This is a genomic window from Streptomyces sp. NPDC005805 (assembly GCF_040630445.1).
Classification (GTDB): Bacteria; Actinomycetota; Actinomycetes; order Streptomycetales; family Streptomycetaceae; genus Streptomyces.
This window is the reverse complement of record NZ_JBEXXN010000008.1, coordinates 67,901-83,807: the sequence shown is the minus strand read 5'-3', so window position 1 is coordinate 83,807 and position 15,907 is coordinate 67,901. Positions and strand designations below refer to the sequence as shown.

The following is a 15,907-nucleotide window of genomic DNA, read 5'->3' as shown; positions in this document are numbered from 1 at the left end:
CGGCCGGCGCTCCGGGCCCGGGCCCGCTCAGGGGGTGGCGGGTGGGAGTTCGTCCGCCGTGGGGAAGGACTGCTGGGCGCCGGGGCGGGTGACCGCCGCCGCGCCGACCCGCACCGCGAAGCGCGCGGCCGTGGCCAGGTCCTCGCCGAGGCCGAGCCGCCAGGCGAGCGCGGCGGTGAACGCGTCGCCCGCGCCCGTGGTGTCCACGGCGCGCACCCGGGGGCTCGGGACGCGTTCGCCGCCCGCCGGGCCCGCGACCAGGGCCCCGGCCGCGCCCAGGGTGACGACGACGGAACGCGGGCCGAGGGCCAGCAGCCCGCGCGCCCAGTCCTCGGGACCGGGGCCCGGGCCGGAGCCGGGCACTTGGGGGCCGGGGCCCGGGCCACCGCTGCCCCCGACGCCGCCCCCGAGGAGGACGCGCGCCTCGTGCTCGTTGAGGACAAGCGGGTCGCAGACGGCGAGGACGTCCGGCGGCAGGGCGGCCGGCGGGGACGGGTTGAGGACGAGCCGGGTCCCGGCCGGCAGCGCGCGGGCGACCTCCGCGACCGTCTCCGGCGGGATCTCCAGCTGGACGGAGACCACCCGGGCCCGGGCAAGCAGCCCGCCCGCCGCCCGTACATCCGCCGGCCGCAGCCGCGCGTTGGCGCCGGGCGAGACCACGATGCTGTTGTCGCCGGAGGGATCGACGGTGATCAGGGCGACGCCCGTCGGCGCCCCGCCGGTGAGCACCGCCGAGGTGTCGACCCCGGCCGCGCGCTGGGACTCCAGCAGCAGCCGCCCGTGCGCGTCGTCGCCGACCCGGGCCAGGAGGGCCGTGCGCGCACCGAGCCGGGCGGCGGCGACCGCCTGGTTGGCGCCCTTGCCGCCCGGGTGGACGACCAGGTCGGAACCGAGGACGGTCTCCCCCGGCCCGGGCCGCCGGTCCACCGCGACCACCAGGTCCGCGTTGGCGGACCCGACGACCAGCAGCTCGGTGCCGTGCCCTGCCCGCTCCCCCGTGCCCGCCGCCTCGCTCACCGGAAGTCCCCCGCGTTCTTCTGCGTCACGACCTTGACCGGCACCTTCACCGTGCTCTCCACATCCTTGCCCTCCGCCGCGCGCACGGCGTTGCGGACGGCGATCCGGCCGAGTTCGGCGGGTTGCTGGGCGATCGACGCGTACAGGGTGCCCGCCTCCACCGCGCTGATCCCGTCCGGGGTGCCGTCGAAGCCGACCACGGCCACCTCCTTCCCGGCCTTCGCGCCCAGCGCCTTGGCCGCGCCGAGGGCCATCTCGTCGTTCTCGGCGAACACCCCGTCCACGTCCGGGTGGGACTGGAGGAGGTTGGTCATCACGTCCAGGCCCTTGGTCCGGTCGAAGTCGGCGGGCTGGCGGGCCACCACCTCGATGCCCGGGTACGCCCTGATGCCCTCCGCGAACCCCGCCCCGCGCTCCCGGCTGGCGGAGGTGCCCGCCGTGCCCTGGAGGACGACGACCTGCCCCTTGCCGCCGAGCCGTTCGGCGAGGGCCTTCGCGGCCAGCCTGCCGCCGGCTGTGTTGTCGGAGGCGACCAGGGCGGCGGTCTCGGCGTTGTTGACGCCCCGGTCGGCGGCGATCACCGGGATGCCGGCCTTGTCCGCTCCGCGTACGGCCGGGGCCACCGCGTCCGAGTCGACGGGGTTGACCACCACCGCCTTCACTCCCGAACCGGTGAAGTTCTGGAGCTGGTTGGCCTGCTGGGAGGCGTCGTTCTGGGCGTCGGTGACGGTGAGGTCGATGCCCGCGGCCTTCGCCTCGGCCTCGGCGCCCTGCCGCATCTGCACGAAGAAGGGGTTGTTGAGGGTGGAGAGCGACATGCCCACCCTGGTCGTCGTCGAAGACGAACCCGGGTTCAGCAGGGACACGGCCCCGACGGCGGCCGCCGCGACCACGGCGGCGAGGCCGAGTTGCAGCGCCCCGCGCCGTCGCCCGCCGGGCGTGCCGGACGAGGAGCCGGCGCCGCCCGTGGCGCCGCCGGTGGCCCCGGCGCGGCGGCGGGCGGTGTCCAGCAGCACCGCGAGGGCGATGACGACGCCGATCACGACCTGCTGCCAGAAGGCGGACACGGACAGCAGGTTGAGCCCGTTGCGCAGCACGGCCAGGATCAGCGCGCCGATCAGGGTGCCGGACGCCTTGCCGACCCCGCCCGCGAGGCTGGCGCCGCCGATGACCACGGCCGCGATGGCGTCGAGTTCGTAGCCCTGGGCGGCCTGCGGCTGCGCGGAGACCAGCCGGGAGGCGAGGACGATGCCCGCGACGGCGGCGAACAGGCCGGAGAGGGCGTAGATGACCAGCTTCTGCCGCTGGACGCGCAGTCCGGACAGCCGCGCGGCCTCCTCGTTGCCGCCGATGGCGTACATGGAGCGGCCGATGTAGGTGCGGGAGAGGACGACCCAGGCGATCAGGCCCATGCCGGCCATCACCAGGACCGGGACGGGCAGCCGGCCGCCGAGGGTGTCGCCGAGGACGGAGACGGACTCGGGGAAGGCGATGGGGCTGCCCTGCGAGATGACCAGGGAGAGCCCGCGGCCGACGGAGAGCATCGCGAGGGTGGCGATGAACGGCGGCAGCTTGCCGTAGGAGATCAGCGCTCCGTTGACCAGGCCGCAGGCGAGGCCGGTGACGACCGCCAGGATCACGGCGAGCCAGACGGGCACGCCCTCGCTGGTCGCCGTCCAGGCCAGCACGGTCGCGGAGAGCGCGGCGACCGAGCCGACGGAGAGGTCGATGCCGGCCGAGACGATGACGAAGGTGACACCGAAGGCGAGGATCGCGGTGACGGCGGCCTGGACGCCGACGTTGAGGAGGTTCTGCGTGGTCAGGAAGTCGCCGGAGAGCAGGGACATGGCGACCAGCAGGACCACGAGGGCGGTCAGGGCGCCGTTGTCGAGGAGTGTCCGGCGCAGGTTCCGGGCGCCGCCGGCACCCGCGGCCTTCGGTTGCGTGTCAGTGGCCACGGGGGCCCTCCTTCATGTCCTTCGTGTCGTTCGCGGCGGGGTCGTTCGGGGCGGGGCCGGGCGCATCGGAGCCGGCTGCGTCGAGGCCGGGCGCATCGGGGCGGGTCACGGACGCGGCGCCCACCGCGAGGGCCATCACGGCGTCCTGGGTGGCGTCCTCGGCGCGGAGTTCACCGGCGATGCGGCCCTGCGCCATGACCAGGACGCGGTCGCTCATGCCGAGGACCTCGGGCAGGTCGCTGGAGATCATCAGCACCGCGTGCCCGGCGGCGGTCAGCTCGTTGACCAGCTCGTAGATCTCCACCTTCGCGCCGACGTCGATCCCGCGCGTCGGCTCGTCGAGGATGAGGACCCGGGTGTCGGCGAGGAGCCACTTGCCGATGACGACCTTCTGCTGGTTGCCGCCGGACAGGGTGCGCACCCGCTGTTCCGGGCCGGCCATCCGCACCCCGAGCTGACCGGCGATCCGCGCGGCGGCGGTGCGCTGTCCGGCGAGGTCGACGAAGCCCGCGCGGGTGGCCGAACGCAGCGTCACCAGACCGAGGTTCTCCCGCACGGATGCGTCCAGGAGGAGCCCCTGCCCCTTGCGGTCCTCGGGGACGAGCCCGAGCCCGGCGCGCATCGCGGCGACCACGTCGTGCCCGGGGAGGGTCCGGCCGAGGACGTCGACGGTGCCGGTGTCGTAGGGGTCGGCGCCGAACACGGCGCGGGCGACCTCGGTGCGTCCGGCGCCGACCAGCCCGGCGATACCGACGACCTCACCGGCCCGGACGTCGAAGCCGATGTCGTGGAAGACGCCGTTCCGGGTGAGCCCGCGGACGGAGAGCAGGACCTCGCCCTCGTCCGGGCGGCGGCGCGGGTACTGCCGCTCGATGCTCCGGCCGACCATCAGGCGCACGAGTTCGTCCTCGGGCGTGCTCGCGGGCACCTGCGCGACGGAGCGGCCGTCGCGCAGCACGGTGACCCGGTCGCCGAGAGCCGCGATCTCCTCCAGGTGGTGGGTGATGAAGACGATGCCCGTGCCGTCCGCGCGCAGCTGCCGCACGATCGCGAACAGCTTCTCCACCTCCTCGGAGGTGAGGACGGCGGTGGGCTCGTCCATGATCAGGATCCGGGCGTCCAGGCTGAGGGCCTTGGCGATCTCGACCATCTGGAGCCGGGCGATGCCCAGTTCACGGACGAGCGCGCGCGGGGACACGTCGACGCCGACGCGGTCGAGCAGGGCCGCGGCCTCGGATTCCATGCGCCGGCGGTCGATGATGCCGAAGCGGCGGGGCTGGCGGCCGAGGAAGATGTTCTCGGCGACCGTCAGATCGGGCACCAGGGTGAACTCCTGGTGGATGGTGGCGATGCCGAGCCGTTCGGCGTCCTGCGCGCCGCCGATGCGCACCTCCCGGCCCTCGGCGAGGATCCGCCCGGCGTCGGGGCGATGGGCCCCGGAGAGAATCTTGATGAGGGTGCTCTTGCCGGCGCCGTTCTCGCCGAGGAGGACGTGCACCTCGCCGCGGCGGAGGTCGAAGTCGACGGAGTCGAGGGCGACGACACCGGGGAAGGTCTTGCGTACTCCTTCGACGCGCAGCAACTCGTGGTGGCCGCTCACACGGTGCTCCTCTGCTGTGCGGGGTCGCGGTCGGGGTGGTCGGGGGCGGGGTGTGGGGGTTCGCCGCAGGAGCGGCGGACGACCAGCCGGGCGGGGAGGGTGACCGACTGCGGGGGTCTGCCCTCGATCAGGTCGACGACGGCGCGCACCGCGGCCCGCGCGAGCTCGGCCACCGGCTGGGCGACGGCGGTGACGGGCGGGTCGGTGTGCAGGAACCAGGGGATGTCGTCGAAGGCGGCGAGCCCGATGTCGTCGGGGACGCGCAGGCCGCGGGCCCGGATCGCGTCGAGGGCACCGAGGGCCATCAGATTGTCGGTGGCGAACACGGTCTCGGGCGGCTCGGGCAGGTCGAGGAACCGCTCGGTGGCGCGCCGGCCGCTGTCGGCCTGGAAGTCGCCCTGGCCGATGTACTCGGCGGGCAGCGGGATCCCGTGGGCGCGCAGGGCGGCGTGGAAGGCGTCCACCCGTTCCCGCCCGGTGGTCGTGGCGGCGGGCCCGGCGATGATCGCGACCCGGCGGCGGCCGAGGGCGTGCAGATGCGCGACGAGGTCGCGGATCGCGTCGGTGCCGTCGGCCCGGACCACGGGGACGTCGACGCCGGGCACCCAGCGGTCGACGAAGACCACGGGGGTCGCGCCACGGGCGGCGTCCAGGGTGACGGGCGAGGGCCCGTCGGCCGGGGACACCAGGAGCCCGTCGATCCGCCGGTCGAGCAGGGTGCGCACATGGGCGTCCTGGAGGTCGGGGCGCTCGTCGGCGTTCCCGATGATCACGCTGTAGCCCAGCGCCCGGGCCTCCTCCTCGACGAACCGGGCCAGTTCGGTGAAGTAGGGGTTCATCACATCGCTGATGACCAGCCCGAGGGTCCGCGTCTGGTCGGTCCGCAGCGACCGGGCGACGGCGTTGGGCCGGTAGCCCAGCTTCTCCACGGCGGCGAGCACGCGGGCCCGGGCGTCGGGGCTGACGGACGGATGCCCGTTGAGCACCCGCGAGACGGTGGCGACGGAGACGCCCGCCTGTGCGGCGACGTCCTTGATGCCGGCCATACCGGACCACCTCTCGCTCGTGGAAACGATTACAAGGACGCATGGAATCGATTACACGCCCGGAACGCAAGGGTCCGGGCGGGGAGCGAGATCAGATCGTGACGGGGTGGCTCAGATGAGCGCACAGAGGCAGCGGGGCCGGATCCCAAAAACGCAAAAAACCCCACATGAAGTGGGGTCTCAGCTGGTGTCCGAGGGGGGACTTGAACCCCCACGCCCGATAAAGGGCACTAGCACCTCAAGCTAGCGCGTCTGCCATTCCGCCACCCGGACCAGGTGATCGGCCGCGGTCTCCCGCGGCGACATGGACAACAATACCAGGGGTTCGAGGTGCCCCTCACCCACATATTGCGTGGTCAGCGGCTTCCCCGACACCCGCGGCGGCGCCACCGCGCTGCGTGCCCGCGCGTACGCCCAGCGTGAGGCTAGCGTCGGGACGTGAGCTCACGCACCTACCTCCGGCCCCGCCCGCTCTCGCCGCTGCGCGAGCATCTGCGGGACACCTTCTGGTTCGCCCCGACCTTCTCCCTCGCCCTCGTCGTGGTGGTCTGGCTGGCGGCCGACTCCGTGGACACCCTGCTCCTCGACGCCCTCCGGGACGACGGGGACTTCGCCTCGGTGCGCGCCCTCCAGTCCTGGGCCGAGGACGCCAAGGTGATCGTGACGACCATCGCGTCGGCGATGATGACGTTCATCGGTGTCGTCTTCAGCATCTCGCTGGTCGCCGTCCAGATGGCCGCGGGCAACTTCAGCCCGCGGGTCGTGCGCATCTTCATCCGCAGCCGGACCAGCAAGCTCACCTTCTCGGTGTTCCTGTCGACCTTCGTGCTGTCGCTGCTCGTCCTCGGCAGCTACGACAGCGAGACCAACCCTCGCCGGGTCGCCTCGGTGCCGTTCGTGCAGAGCGGTGTCACGCTGCTGATGATGCTGCTCAGCCTGCTGCTGTTCATCGCCTATGTGACGCAGACCCTGCAGCTCATGAAGGTGGGGCCGGTGGTGGACCGGATCACCCGGGAGGCGATGGGTGTGCTGGACCGGGTACCGGCGCAGGAACCCGACCTGGCCGCGCTCCCTCCGGAGGTCGCCCGGCTCGGGCACCGGGGTCGGTCGGGGACCCTGCGGGACGTGCACGTCGCCCGGCTGGTGCGGGCGGCCCGCCGCAAGGGGGTGGTGCTGCGGCTGATCCCGCGCGTCGGGGACTTCGTGGTGCCGGGGACGCCGGTCCTGGCGGTCCACGGGGAGCGGGAGGCGGTGCCGTCGCCGACGATCCTGCGCTCGGCCGTGTCCATCGGCGTGGAGCGCACCTTCCACCGGGATCTCGGTTTCGGGCTGCGGCAGTTGTCCGACATCGGGCTGCGGGCCATGTCGGCGGCGGTCAACGACCCCACCACGGCGGTGCAGTGCATCGACCGGATCGTGCAGTTCCTCGCGGCCGTGTCGCACCGGCCGCTGGGCGCGCTGCACCACCGGGACCGCAGGGGCGCGGTGCGGCTGGTGCAGGACGGGCCGGGGTGGGGTGATCTGGTCGACCTCGGGTTCGCGGAGATCCGGCGGCACGCGGTCCGTGATCCGCAGGTGTCCCGGCGGCTGATGGCCGGGTTCGACGATCTGCTGCGTTTTGTGCCGCCGGAGCGGCGGGAGCCCTTGGAACGCCACCGGGCACTGCTGGTGCAGGCCGTGGAGCGGACCGTGCCGGAGGCCGTGGACCGGGCGTTCGCCCTGGAGCCGGACCGGCAGGGCATCGGCTGACGGGGCACCCCGCGCGGGCGGGACGGGCGGGTGCCACGGGCGCGGGGTGACCGCGCCCGTGGCGGCGTGTCAGGACAACTGGCCGTTGTAGTCGGGCAGCTTGAAGGTGCGCTCGGCGTGGCCGCCGACGATGTCCGTGGTGTTGTTGCCGATGTTCGCGATGATCTTGTAGCCCTTGGCCTCGATCTCGCGGCGCTTCTCCGTCTTGTAGGCGCTGACCTCGGCGAACAGGTCGGGCAGGTCCCGCACGTAGAGCCCGTCGACGGGGTAGCCGGCCTTCTTGAGGTTCCAGTCGGTGAGGGAGTAGATGATGCCCGGGCGGGCGGTCACGAAGAACACCGTCACACCGCGCGAGTCGGCGTAGCGGGCGAGGTCGCGGACGCCGGTGACGGCCGGGGTGGGCAGCTCCCAGAAGGGGTGGAAGTGCGTCTCCAGGGCGGTGTTGTCGATGTCGAGGACGATCGCCTGCCGCTCCTTGCCGGCGTTCGCGGTGCGCGCCTCCAGGTAGGGGCGGGCCTCGGCGACGACGGCGGCCACGTCCCGCTTCCAGGTCGCGTAGTCGACGCCGGCCGCGGCCGCGGCCGCGGGGGCGGGGGCGGGGGCGGGGGTCCGCCGGTCGGGCGCCGTCTCCGCGGCGGCCGCGGCGGTGACCGGGCCCGCGACGAGGACGGCGGACGCGGCGAGCGCCGCGGCGGTGCGCATGGTCGTTGCGCGTGCATGCATGGGGGGTCTCCTGGTGTGGAACCTGCTCATGGCCCGCTCGCCTGGTCGAACGAACGGGTTGTCATGCTCGCGCTTAATGATGGACGGAAGGCGTCGTGAGGACTACTGGTCGGTAGCGAGATTTTCGGCGAACCGTTCACCGCGGGTGAGCGAACGCCCCGGCGGGCCGTGGCCGCCGGGGCGTTCGTGAGGGCGCCGGGTGCGGGTCGGGGGTGTTGGCCCCCTCGCCTCACCCGGCCGCGCGCCGGGTCAGCAGTCGCGCTCGCGCAGCGCGTGCAGATGGGCGCTGGACTTGCGGGCGAACGCGAAGGACTCCACCGGGTTGTCGTGCTCGGCCTGCCAGTGGTGGTCGCTCCGCCCGCCGCGGGTCCTGGTCACGGCGGAGATGAAGCGCTGGTAGTCGATGTCGCCGTCCCCGACGTCGACCATCCGGTAGCCGTCCCGGGTGGAGGCGTCGTGCTCGCCGTCCTTGACGTGGAAGAGCGGGTAGCGGTCGGGCTGCTTGAGCACGTACTTCAGCGGGTCCAGCGGCGCGGGGGTGCCGTCCACGCGCTTGCCGAAACGGAACTGCGCCGCATGGGCCCAGTAGATGTCCATCTCCAGGAACACCAGGTCCGGGTCGGTCTCCTTCAGGAGCACGTCGTAGAGCCGCACCTCGGGGCGGTCGGTCGCGAAGGAGAACTCCTCGGCGTGGTTGTGCTGGTAGAACTTCATCCCGCGCTTGCGCGCCTCGGCGCCGTAGTGGTTGAAGTCCTCGGCGCAGCGCTTCCAGCCGTCGGCCGTGGCGCCGTAGCGCCAGGGGCCGGAGGCGGTGCCGATGTGCTTGAGGCCGAGGGCCTGGGCGTCATCGAGCACCTTGTCCAGGTTCTGCGCGAAGCTGTACGCGTTCGGGTTGCCGTCGTCGTAGTAGTTGACGTGGCTGCCGATGGGCTTGAGGCCGTGGTCGCGGGCGAGCCGTCGCAGCTGATCCAGGGTGATCGGTCCTGCGGAGCCCTGGGTGTAGCCGGCGAACTCGACCTCGTCGTAGCCGTAGAGCTCCAGCTCGGCGAAGACCTTGGCGAAGCCGAGGGTGGAGACCTTGTCGCGCAGCGAGTAGAGCTGGATGCCGAGCCGGCCCGGGGGCAGGACCGGGCGGCCCCGGCCCCGGCCGTGGGCGGCGGCCGGGGAGGCGGCCGCGCCGAGGCCGAGGAGGGCGGCGGCGCCCGCGCCCGCGGTGACGCCGAGCATGTTCCGTCTGCTGAGGCGGTGCGAGAGTTCGGGATCGTTCGCCTTGCTGTTGCGGCTCACTGTGGATAACTCCTCGTTGTCAGTGGGGTGTGGTTCAGTGGAGACCAGCCAGTTGAAGGAGCAGGGACTTCACATCGGTGGCCGCGACGCGGCCTGTTATCGCACGGGGGGTGGAGCACAGAATGAGCGGACCTTCTTCGTCGCTCGCCGGGAGGCGGCCGTGGCTGCCCCGAATAGGCGAGGGATCCAGGGGCACCACCGCGAGGCGGTAGCGCATGCCGAGCTTCTTGCGGGCCACGGCCCCGGCGGCCTTGAGCCGCACATAGGGGTCCTTCGGGTCCATGAAGAGTTCGACGGGGTCGTAGCCGGGTTTGCGGTGGATCTCGACGAGCTGCGCGAAGTCGGGGGCGCGTGCGTCGTCCAGCCAGTAGTAGTAGGTGAACCAGGCGTCGGGGTCGGCCACGGCGACGAGTTCGCCCGAGCGGGGGTGGTCCAGGCCGGCGGCCTTCTTCCCCTCGTCGTCGAGGAGTTGGTCGACGCCGGGCAGGTCCGCGAGGGCCTCGCGGGTGGCGTCCAGGTCCTCGGGGCGGCGCACGTAGACATGGGCGAGCTGGTGGTCGGCCACGGCGAAGGCGCGTGAGGCCATCGGGTCGAGGTACTCCATGCCGTCCTGGGTGTGCACCTCCAGGAGTCCGGCGCGGCGCAGGGCCCGGTTGATGTCGACCGGGCGGCTGACGGGGGTGATGCCGTACTCGGACAGGGCGACGACGGTGCGCCCCTGTGCCCGGGCGTCGTCGAGGAGCGGTCCGACGACGGCGTCCAGGTCGGCGGCGGCCCGGTGCGAGCGCGGGTCGTCGGGGCCGTAGCGCTGCAGGTCGTAGTCGAGGTGGGGCAGGTAGCAGAGGGTCAGGTCGGGGTCGCGGGTGCGCATGATGTGGCGGGTGGCGTCGGCGATCCAGCGGCTGGAGACGATGTCGGCTGTGGGGCCCCAGAAGTGGAAGAGGGGGAAGGTGCCGAATTTCTCGGTGAGTTCGTCGTGGAGGGCCGGGGGCCGGGTGTAGCAGTCGGGTTCCTTGCGGCCGTCGGCGTAGTAGACGGGCCGGGGGGTGACGGTGATGTCGGTGTCGGCGCCCATCGCGTACCACCAGCAGATGTTGGCGACGGTGTAGCCGGGGTGGGCGCGGCGGGCGGCGTCCCAGATCTTGTCGCCGGAGACGAGGCCGTTGTGCTGGCGCCACAGGAGGACGTCGCCCAGCTCGCGGAAGTACCAGCCGTTGGCGACGATGCCGTGCTCGGAGGGGGGTGCGCCGGTGAGGAAGGTGGACTGGGCGGCGCAGGTGACGGCGGGGAGCACGGTGGTCAGGGGCGCCCGGGAGCCTTCGGCGGCGAGGGCGGCCAGGCGGGGCATGTGCTCCAGGAGCCGGGGGGTGAGGCCGACGACGTCCAGGACCAGCAGGGGGGTGGGGCGGGCGGGGTCGGTCATGGGAGTTCCTTGAGGCCGAGATCGGTCAGCAGGTCGCGGGCCAGGGTGAGTTCGGCGGCGATGCCGTCGGCGAGCTGGGTGCGGTTGCGGGGGCGCAGCTCGGGCGGGAGGGCCTGCCAGGTGTAGGTCTCGACCTCCAGGTGGCGGGTGAGGGGCGCGGGGCCGCCCACCAGGTGGGCCAGGGTGTCCCGGAGTACGGAGAGGGTGGAGGTCAGGGGCGCGGCGGGCGGGGCGTGCAGGGGGACGTGGAAGTGGGCGCGCCAGGGGGCGGTGTCGGGGAGGGCGCCTGCGGTCAGGGCCTCGTCGAGGTCGTCGGTGCCGAGCAGTCGGGCGGCTGCGGGGGTCTGTCCCGCCCGGAGGGGGCGGGCGAGGGTGCGGGTCTGGTGGAGGAAGCGGGGTTCGGCGAAGGCGGCGAGGGCCGCGCGGACCTCGGGCAGGTGCGGGTGTTCGGCGTGCAGGGCCGCGGAGAGCTGGCTCTTGGGGATGGTGACGCCGGCCGCGGCGAGTGCGGCCAGGGCGGTTCCGGGTTCTTCGAAGGAGGTGGCGAGATGGCAGGTGTCGAGGCAGAGGCCGATGCGGTGCGGGGCGCCGACGGCGGTGAGCGGGGCGATCGCGTCGGCGGTGGTCTCCACGGTGCAGCCCGGTTCGGGTTCCAGGGCGATCCGGACGGACTTCCCGGTCAGTTCCTCCAGGGCGTCCAACCGCCGGGCGAGGGTGGTCAGGGCGGTGCGCGCGATCTCGGCCTGCTCGGGTCCGAAGCCGGTCCGCCAGGCGAGCGGCAGGGTGGAGACGCTGCCCTCGGTCACGTCGTCGGGCAGCAGGGCGGCGAGGAGGCGGGCGAGGTCGGTGGTGTGGGCGAGGCGTTCGGGGTCGGTCCAGTCCGGTGTGTAGACGCGGTACTTGACCTCCTCGGCGCCGAAGCCCTCGTAGGGGAAGCCGTTGAGGGTGAAGACCTCCAGTCCGCGGCGGTCGAGTTCGGCGCGCAGGCCGCGCAGGGCGGCGGGGTCGGTGACCAGGGCGCGGGCGGCGGCCCTGGCGAGCCAGAGGCCGATGCCGAGGCGGTCCCGGCCGAGGCGGCGGCGCACGGGTTCGCAGTGGTCGCGGAGCTGGGCGAGGACGCCTTCGAGGGTCTCGGCGGGGTGCACGTTGGTGCAGTAGGAGAGGTGGACGAGGGATCCGTCCGGGTGGCGGAAGCGCATGACCCGCTCCTCTCATTCCCCGCCGCGGAGGATGGAGTTGCCCTCGTGGAGGCCGTCCGGGGCGGGCACGTCGAGCTGGAGCCGGCCGCTGAGCCCGTAGAAGGCGACGGGGTTGCGCCACAGGACCTGGTCCACGTCGTCCTCGTCGAAGCCCGCGGCGAGCATCGCGTCGCCGACCTTGCGGGTCTTCAGGGGGTCGCTGCGGCCCCAGTCGGCGGCCGAGTTGACGAGCACCTTCTCCGTCCCGTGGGTCCGCAGGACGGAGACCATGCGGTCCTCGTCCATCTTGGTGTCGGGGTAGATGGAGAAGCCGAGCCAGCAGCCGCTGTCGCGGGCGGGGCCGACGGTGGTCTCGTTGAGGTGGTCCAGCAGCACCCGCTCCGGGGGCAGGTGGGACTCGCGGATCACGTCCACGGTCCGGTGCAGGCCGGCGAGTTTGTCCCGGTGCGGGGTGTGCACCAGGGCGGGCAGCCCGTGGTCGGCGGCGAGCTGGAGCTGGGCGGCGAGGGCGGTGTCCTCGGCGGGGGTCATGGAGTCGTAGCCGATCTCGCCGACGGCCACCACGGAGTCCTTGACGAGATAGCGCGGCAGGGCGTCCAGGACGGGTGTGCAGCGCGGGTCGTTGGCCTCCTTGGGGTTGAGGGCGAGGGTGCAGTGGTGGGCGATGCCGTACTGGGCGGCGCGGAAGGGCTCCCAGCCGAGGAGGGCGTCGAAGTAGTCGAAGAAGCTGGCCGGGGAGGTGCGGGGCTGGCCGAGCCAGAACGCCGGCTCCACCAGGGCGCGCACGCCCGCCGCGTACATCGCCTCGTAGTCGTCGGTGGTGCGGGAGGTCATATGGATGTGGGGGTCGAAGATACGCATTCAGGACTCCTCGGACGGGCCCTCGGGCCGCGTGGTCGTCGTCTCGCCGGTCAGTGCCAGGGCGCGTCTCAGGTCGTGGGGGACGTCCCGGCCGGCGGCGGTGCGTTCGGCGGCGTAGTCGGTGAGCATGCGGCCGAGTTCGGTGTCCCCGGCGGCGCGCCGGGCGAGGTCGGCGACGGCTTCCAGGGGCACCCCGGTGAACAGGCACTTCAGGACGGCGTGCCGCCAGGCGTGCCGGTCGAGGTGGGTCGCCGCGTAGGGGCCGACGGCGGCGGCGACGAGCCGGGTGTCGTTGGTGCGCAGCGCGTCGTCGACGAGCGGGAGGGCGCCCGGTCCGGGGACGAGGGCGGGCAGGGCGAGCAGCACGGCGCGGCGTTCGGCGGCGCTGCCGTGCTGGTAGAGACGGGTCAGGGTCTCCAGGTCGGCGCGGGCCTCGCCGAGCAGCAGGGCGCGGGCGGCATCGGCGTGCTCCTGGCCGCAGTACCGCCCGGCCGCGGCGAAGCGCAGCTCCCAGGTGTGCGCGATGTACGCGGAGGGCGCGGCGGGGGTCGCCGCGGCGGCCGCGGCCTCGGTGAGTGCGTCGCCGAGCCAGGTGCGGGCGGCCGGGGTGAGGCGGGCTTCGAGGGCGGCGCGTCCGGGCCCGGGGGTGCTGGTCATGATCCGGCGCCTCCCTGTCCCCTGGCGGCGGCGGTCTTGGCTGCGGCGGTCCGGAGGAAGTCGATGGAGCGGGCCGCCTGTTCGGGCCCGGCGTGCGAGTGGCGCGGCAGCTCGACCACGGTGAGCCCCCGGTATCCGGTGGCCGCGAGGGCCTCCAGGACGGGCGGGAAGTCGATCTCCCCGTCCCCGAACGGCAGATGCTCGTGCACACCCCGGCGCATGTCCTCGATCTGGACGTGCCGCAGCCAGGGCCCCGCCGCACGGACGCAGTCGGCCGGGGAGGCGGGCTCCAGGCACTGGCAGTGGCCGATGTCGAGGGTCAGACCGAGGGGGGTGGGGTTGCCGAGGGCGGTGCGCAGGTGGTGGAAGTCGTCGAGGGTGGCCAGCAGATGGCCGGGTTCGGGTTCGACGGCGAGGGGCACTCCGGCGGCCGCGGCGGCGTCGATGACGGGCCAGAGGGCTTCTTCGAGGCGCTTCCAGGCGGTGTCCGGGCCGGTGCCGGGCGGGGTGGTGCCGCTGAAGCAGTGCACGGCGCCCGCGCCGAGGTCGGCGGCGGTGCGCACGGCGGTGAGCAGCAGTCCGGTGCGGGCGGCCCGGGCGTCCGGGTCGGGGTCGAGAAGGGAGGGGCCGTGCTTGCGGCGGGGGTCGAGGACGTAGCGCCCGCCGGTCTCCACGGCGACGCCGAGGCCGAGTTCGCCGAGCCGGCGGGCCACCCGGGCGGTGCGGGCGGCGAGGTCGGGGGCGAGGGGGTCGAGGTGCATATGGTCGAGGGTCAGACCGACCCCGTCGTAGCCGAGGTCGGCGAGCAGGCCGAGGGCGTCGTCGAGCCGGAGGTCGGTGAGCCCGTTGGTGCCGTAGCCGAGGCGGAGCGGGGTGGTGGGTGCGGTGCTCACGTGAGGCTCACCTTTCGTGCGAGGCGGCGCGCGGCCGGTGCGAGCCCGGCCACGACGAGCGCGGAGCCCGTCGCGCCGGCCCGCGCGGCCAGCGCCGCCTGGAGCGGGATCATCGCCCGGATGCCCCCGCCGACGGCGCGCTGCGTGAGCTCCGGGGACGGGTTGAGGGCGGCGTGCAGCAGGGGACGGCCGGCGGTCCGCAGATACGCGGCGGCGAGCAGCACGGGGGCGGCGGGGGCGGCCGGGCGGGCCGCGGTGACCGGGACCGGGGCGCCATCTTGTCGGACCGGTCCGCCCGGGCGGGCGGTGGCGACGGCCAGAGCGGCGGCCGTGGCCAGGGCGGCGAGCGGCGCGAGCGTGGAGCCGCCCTGGGTCTCGTGGCGCGACACGGAGGTGACGGCGAGGGTGTGCGCGGCGAGCGCCCCCGCGGCGGGGCCCGCGCTGCGCACGGCGCGCAGCGCGGCGGCGACCCCGGAGGTCGGGCGCCCGGGCTCCCAGGGCCCCAGGCCGCCCCGCCCGACCGGAGCGGCGGCCTGGGTGGCGCCCCCGTCCGTCGAGCGGGCGCCGCCTCCCACGGCAGGGACGGCGGGCGCGGTGCCGAAGGGGACGCCGTGCGGACCGGCCGCGCCGCCCGAGGTACGAGCGCGGGCCGCGCCGGGGGCATCCGTGGGCGGGCGTCCCGGCACCCGGCTCCGGGACGGGCCGCCCGGCCGGGGCGAGGTGGCCGCGACAGTGGCCGTGGCGCCGAGGAGGAGGTCCAGCCCGCGGGCCGCGCCCATGGCGACCGGGCCGGCGGCGGTGTGCTTCAGGCGCAGGTCGTACGCCCAGACCGTTGCCGACAACGCTGTCGCGACGGCCAGCGCGGGGCGTCCGGCCCGCGCGGCGAGGGCGAGCCCGGCAGCGGTGAGCACCCCGGCCGCGGCGAGCGCCGCACCCTGGCGGACGCGGCCCGAGGGGATGGGCCGGTGGGGTCGCTCGACGGCGTCCTCGTCCCGGTCGGCCCAGTCGTTGAGCGCCATGCCCGCCTCGTAGAGACAGAGGGAGGCGCCGATCGCGTACGCGGTCCCCCGATTGGGGCGCGCCCCGGCGGCGGCCGCACCGGCGAGAGCGTCCCCGGGCACGGAGAACAGCGCGGACACACGCAGCAGTTCGCCCCACGCCCGCAGCCGGGCCCGCCCGCGGGCGCGGGGCGCGGCGGGGGCGCCGGCCCCGGCGGGAACGGTCCCGGAACACGGGGCGGCCGAGTCGGCGGCGCCGCCGGGCCCGCCCGGACCCGTGCCGGCCCGAGCGGACTCGCTCCCGAAGCGCTCCGCACCCAAGCCGGGTGCGGGCCCCGTCCCGGCGCCGTGGGCAGCGGACGTGCCTGCCCGCAGGGGGTCGCTCCCGTCGCAGGGCGACGCCGGTCCGTCCCCGGCCGCGTCCGGCCGCCGCCCCGGCCTTCCGCCTGCGGCGGACGAACCCTCCGGGCGGCGGGGGTCCGGGCTCGCGTCCGGG

The 15,907-nt window shown here is 74.4% G+C and carries 13 protein-coding genes and 1 tRNA gene; 1 reads left to right on the top strand and 13 read right to left on the bottom strand.

Features of this window, described 5'->3' with window-relative positions; genetic code table 11:
* Positions 1–27 precede the first annotated feature (27 nt).
* The 5 genes from ABZ457_RS07230 to ABZ457_RS07210 all read right to left on the bottom strand — a co-directional run bounded on the left by ABZ457_RS07230 (position 28) and on the right by ABZ457_RS07210 (position 5,894).
* On the bottom strand, positions 28–1,017 hold the full coding sequence (locus ABZ457_RS07230; RefSeq protein WP_359154829.1) for a ribokinase: 990 nt from the start codon (positions 1,015–1,017) through the stop codon (positions 28–30).
* Entirely contained in the window at positions 1,014–2,975 is a 1,962-nt protein-coding gene (locus ABZ457_RS07225) for a substrate-binding domain-containing protein (RefSeq protein ID WP_359154827.1), read from the bottom strand. The genes ABZ457_RS07230 and ABZ457_RS07225 overlap by 4 nt, the downstream gene beginning before the upstream one ends.
* Entirely contained in the window at positions 2,965–4,575 is a 1,611-nt protein-coding gene (locus tag ABZ457_RS07220; RefSeq protein ID WP_359154825.1) for a sugar ABC transporter ATP-binding protein, read from the bottom strand. The genes ABZ457_RS07225 and ABZ457_RS07220 overlap by 11 nt, the downstream gene beginning before the upstream one ends.
* Positions 4,572–5,621 carry a LacI family DNA-binding transcriptional regulator gene (locus ABZ457_RS07215; RefSeq protein ID WP_359154823.1) on the bottom strand — a complete coding sequence of 350 codons (1,050 nt, stop codon included), beginning with the start codon at positions 5,619–5,621 and terminating at the stop codon, positions 4,572–4,574. The genes ABZ457_RS07220 and ABZ457_RS07215 overlap by 4 nt, the downstream gene beginning before the upstream one ends.
* A gap of 185 nt (positions 5,622–5,806) precedes the next feature.
* A tRNA-Leu gene (locus ABZ457_RS07210) sits at positions 5,807–5,894 on the bottom strand.
* A 165-nt stretch (positions 5,895–6,059) separates the two neighbouring features.
* On the opposite strand from ABZ457_RS07210, the gene ABZ457_RS07205 reads away from it, so the two are divergent.
* Positions 6,060–7,370 (top strand): DUF2254 domain-containing protein, encoded by a 1,311-nt coding sequence (locus ABZ457_RS07205; RefSeq protein ID WP_359154821.1) that lies wholly within the window; start codon positions 6,060–6,062, stop codon positions 7,368–7,370.
* Positions 7,371–7,439: 69 nt separating this feature from the next.
* Here the strand turns inward: ABZ457_RS07205 and ABZ457_RS07200 are convergent, their stop codons facing one another.
* From ABZ457_RS07200 to ABZ457_RS07165, 8 genes are all read right to left on the bottom strand, one after another.
* Positions 7,440–8,093 carry an HAD family acid phosphatase gene (locus ABZ457_RS07200; RefSeq protein WP_359154819.1) on the bottom strand — a complete coding sequence of 218 codons (654 nt, stop codon included), beginning with the start codon at positions 8,091–8,093 and terminating at the stop codon, positions 7,440–7,442.
* Positions 8,094–8,342: 249 nt separating this feature from the next.
* A complete protein-coding gene (locus tag ABZ457_RS07195; protein WP_359154817.1) occupies positions 8,343–9,380 on the bottom strand; it encodes a sugar phosphate isomerase/epimerase in 1,038 nt (345 codons plus the stop codon).
* Between the two features lie 34 nt (positions 9,381–9,414).
* The gene (locus ABZ457_RS07190; RefSeq protein WP_359154815.1) at positions 9,415–10,803 is read right to left on the bottom strand and encodes a nucleotide pyrophosphatase/phosphodiesterase family protein; all 1,389 of its coding nucleotides are present in this window, start codon (positions 10,801–10,803) and stop codon (positions 9,415–9,417) included.
* Positions 10,800–12,002 (bottom strand): metabolite traffic protein EboE, encoded by a 1,203-nt coding sequence (gene eboE, locus ABZ457_RS07185; RefSeq protein WP_359154813.1) that lies wholly within the window; start codon positions 12,000–12,002, stop codon positions 10,800–10,802. Before eboE ends, ABZ457_RS07190 begins: the two co-directional genes overlap by 4 nt.
* A 12-nt stretch (positions 12,003–12,014) precedes the next feature.
* Positions 12,015–12,863 carry a TatD family hydrolase gene (locus tag ABZ457_RS07180; RefSeq protein WP_359154811.1) on the bottom strand — a complete coding sequence of 283 codons (849 nt, stop codon included), beginning with the start codon at positions 12,861–12,863 and terminating at the stop codon, positions 12,015–12,017.
* On the bottom strand, positions 12,864–13,520 hold the full coding sequence (locus ABZ457_RS07175; protein ID WP_359154809.1) for an EboA domain-containing protein: 657 nt from the start codon (positions 13,518–13,520) through the stop codon (positions 12,864–12,866).
* A complete protein-coding gene (locus ABZ457_RS07170) occupies positions 13,517–14,413 on the bottom strand; it encodes a sugar phosphate isomerase/epimerase family protein (protein WP_359154807.1) in 897 nt (298 codons plus the stop codon). The genes ABZ457_RS07175 and ABZ457_RS07170 overlap by 4 nt, the downstream gene beginning before the upstream one ends.
* Positions 14,410–15,543, bottom strand: a complete 1,134-nt coding sequence (locus ABZ457_RS07165; protein ID WP_359154931.1) for an SCO3242 family prenyltransferase — start codon at positions 15,541–15,543, stop codon at positions 14,410–14,412. Before ABZ457_RS07165 ends, ABZ457_RS07170 begins: the two co-directional genes overlap by 4 nt.
* Positions 15,544–15,907: the final 364 nt, after the last annotated feature.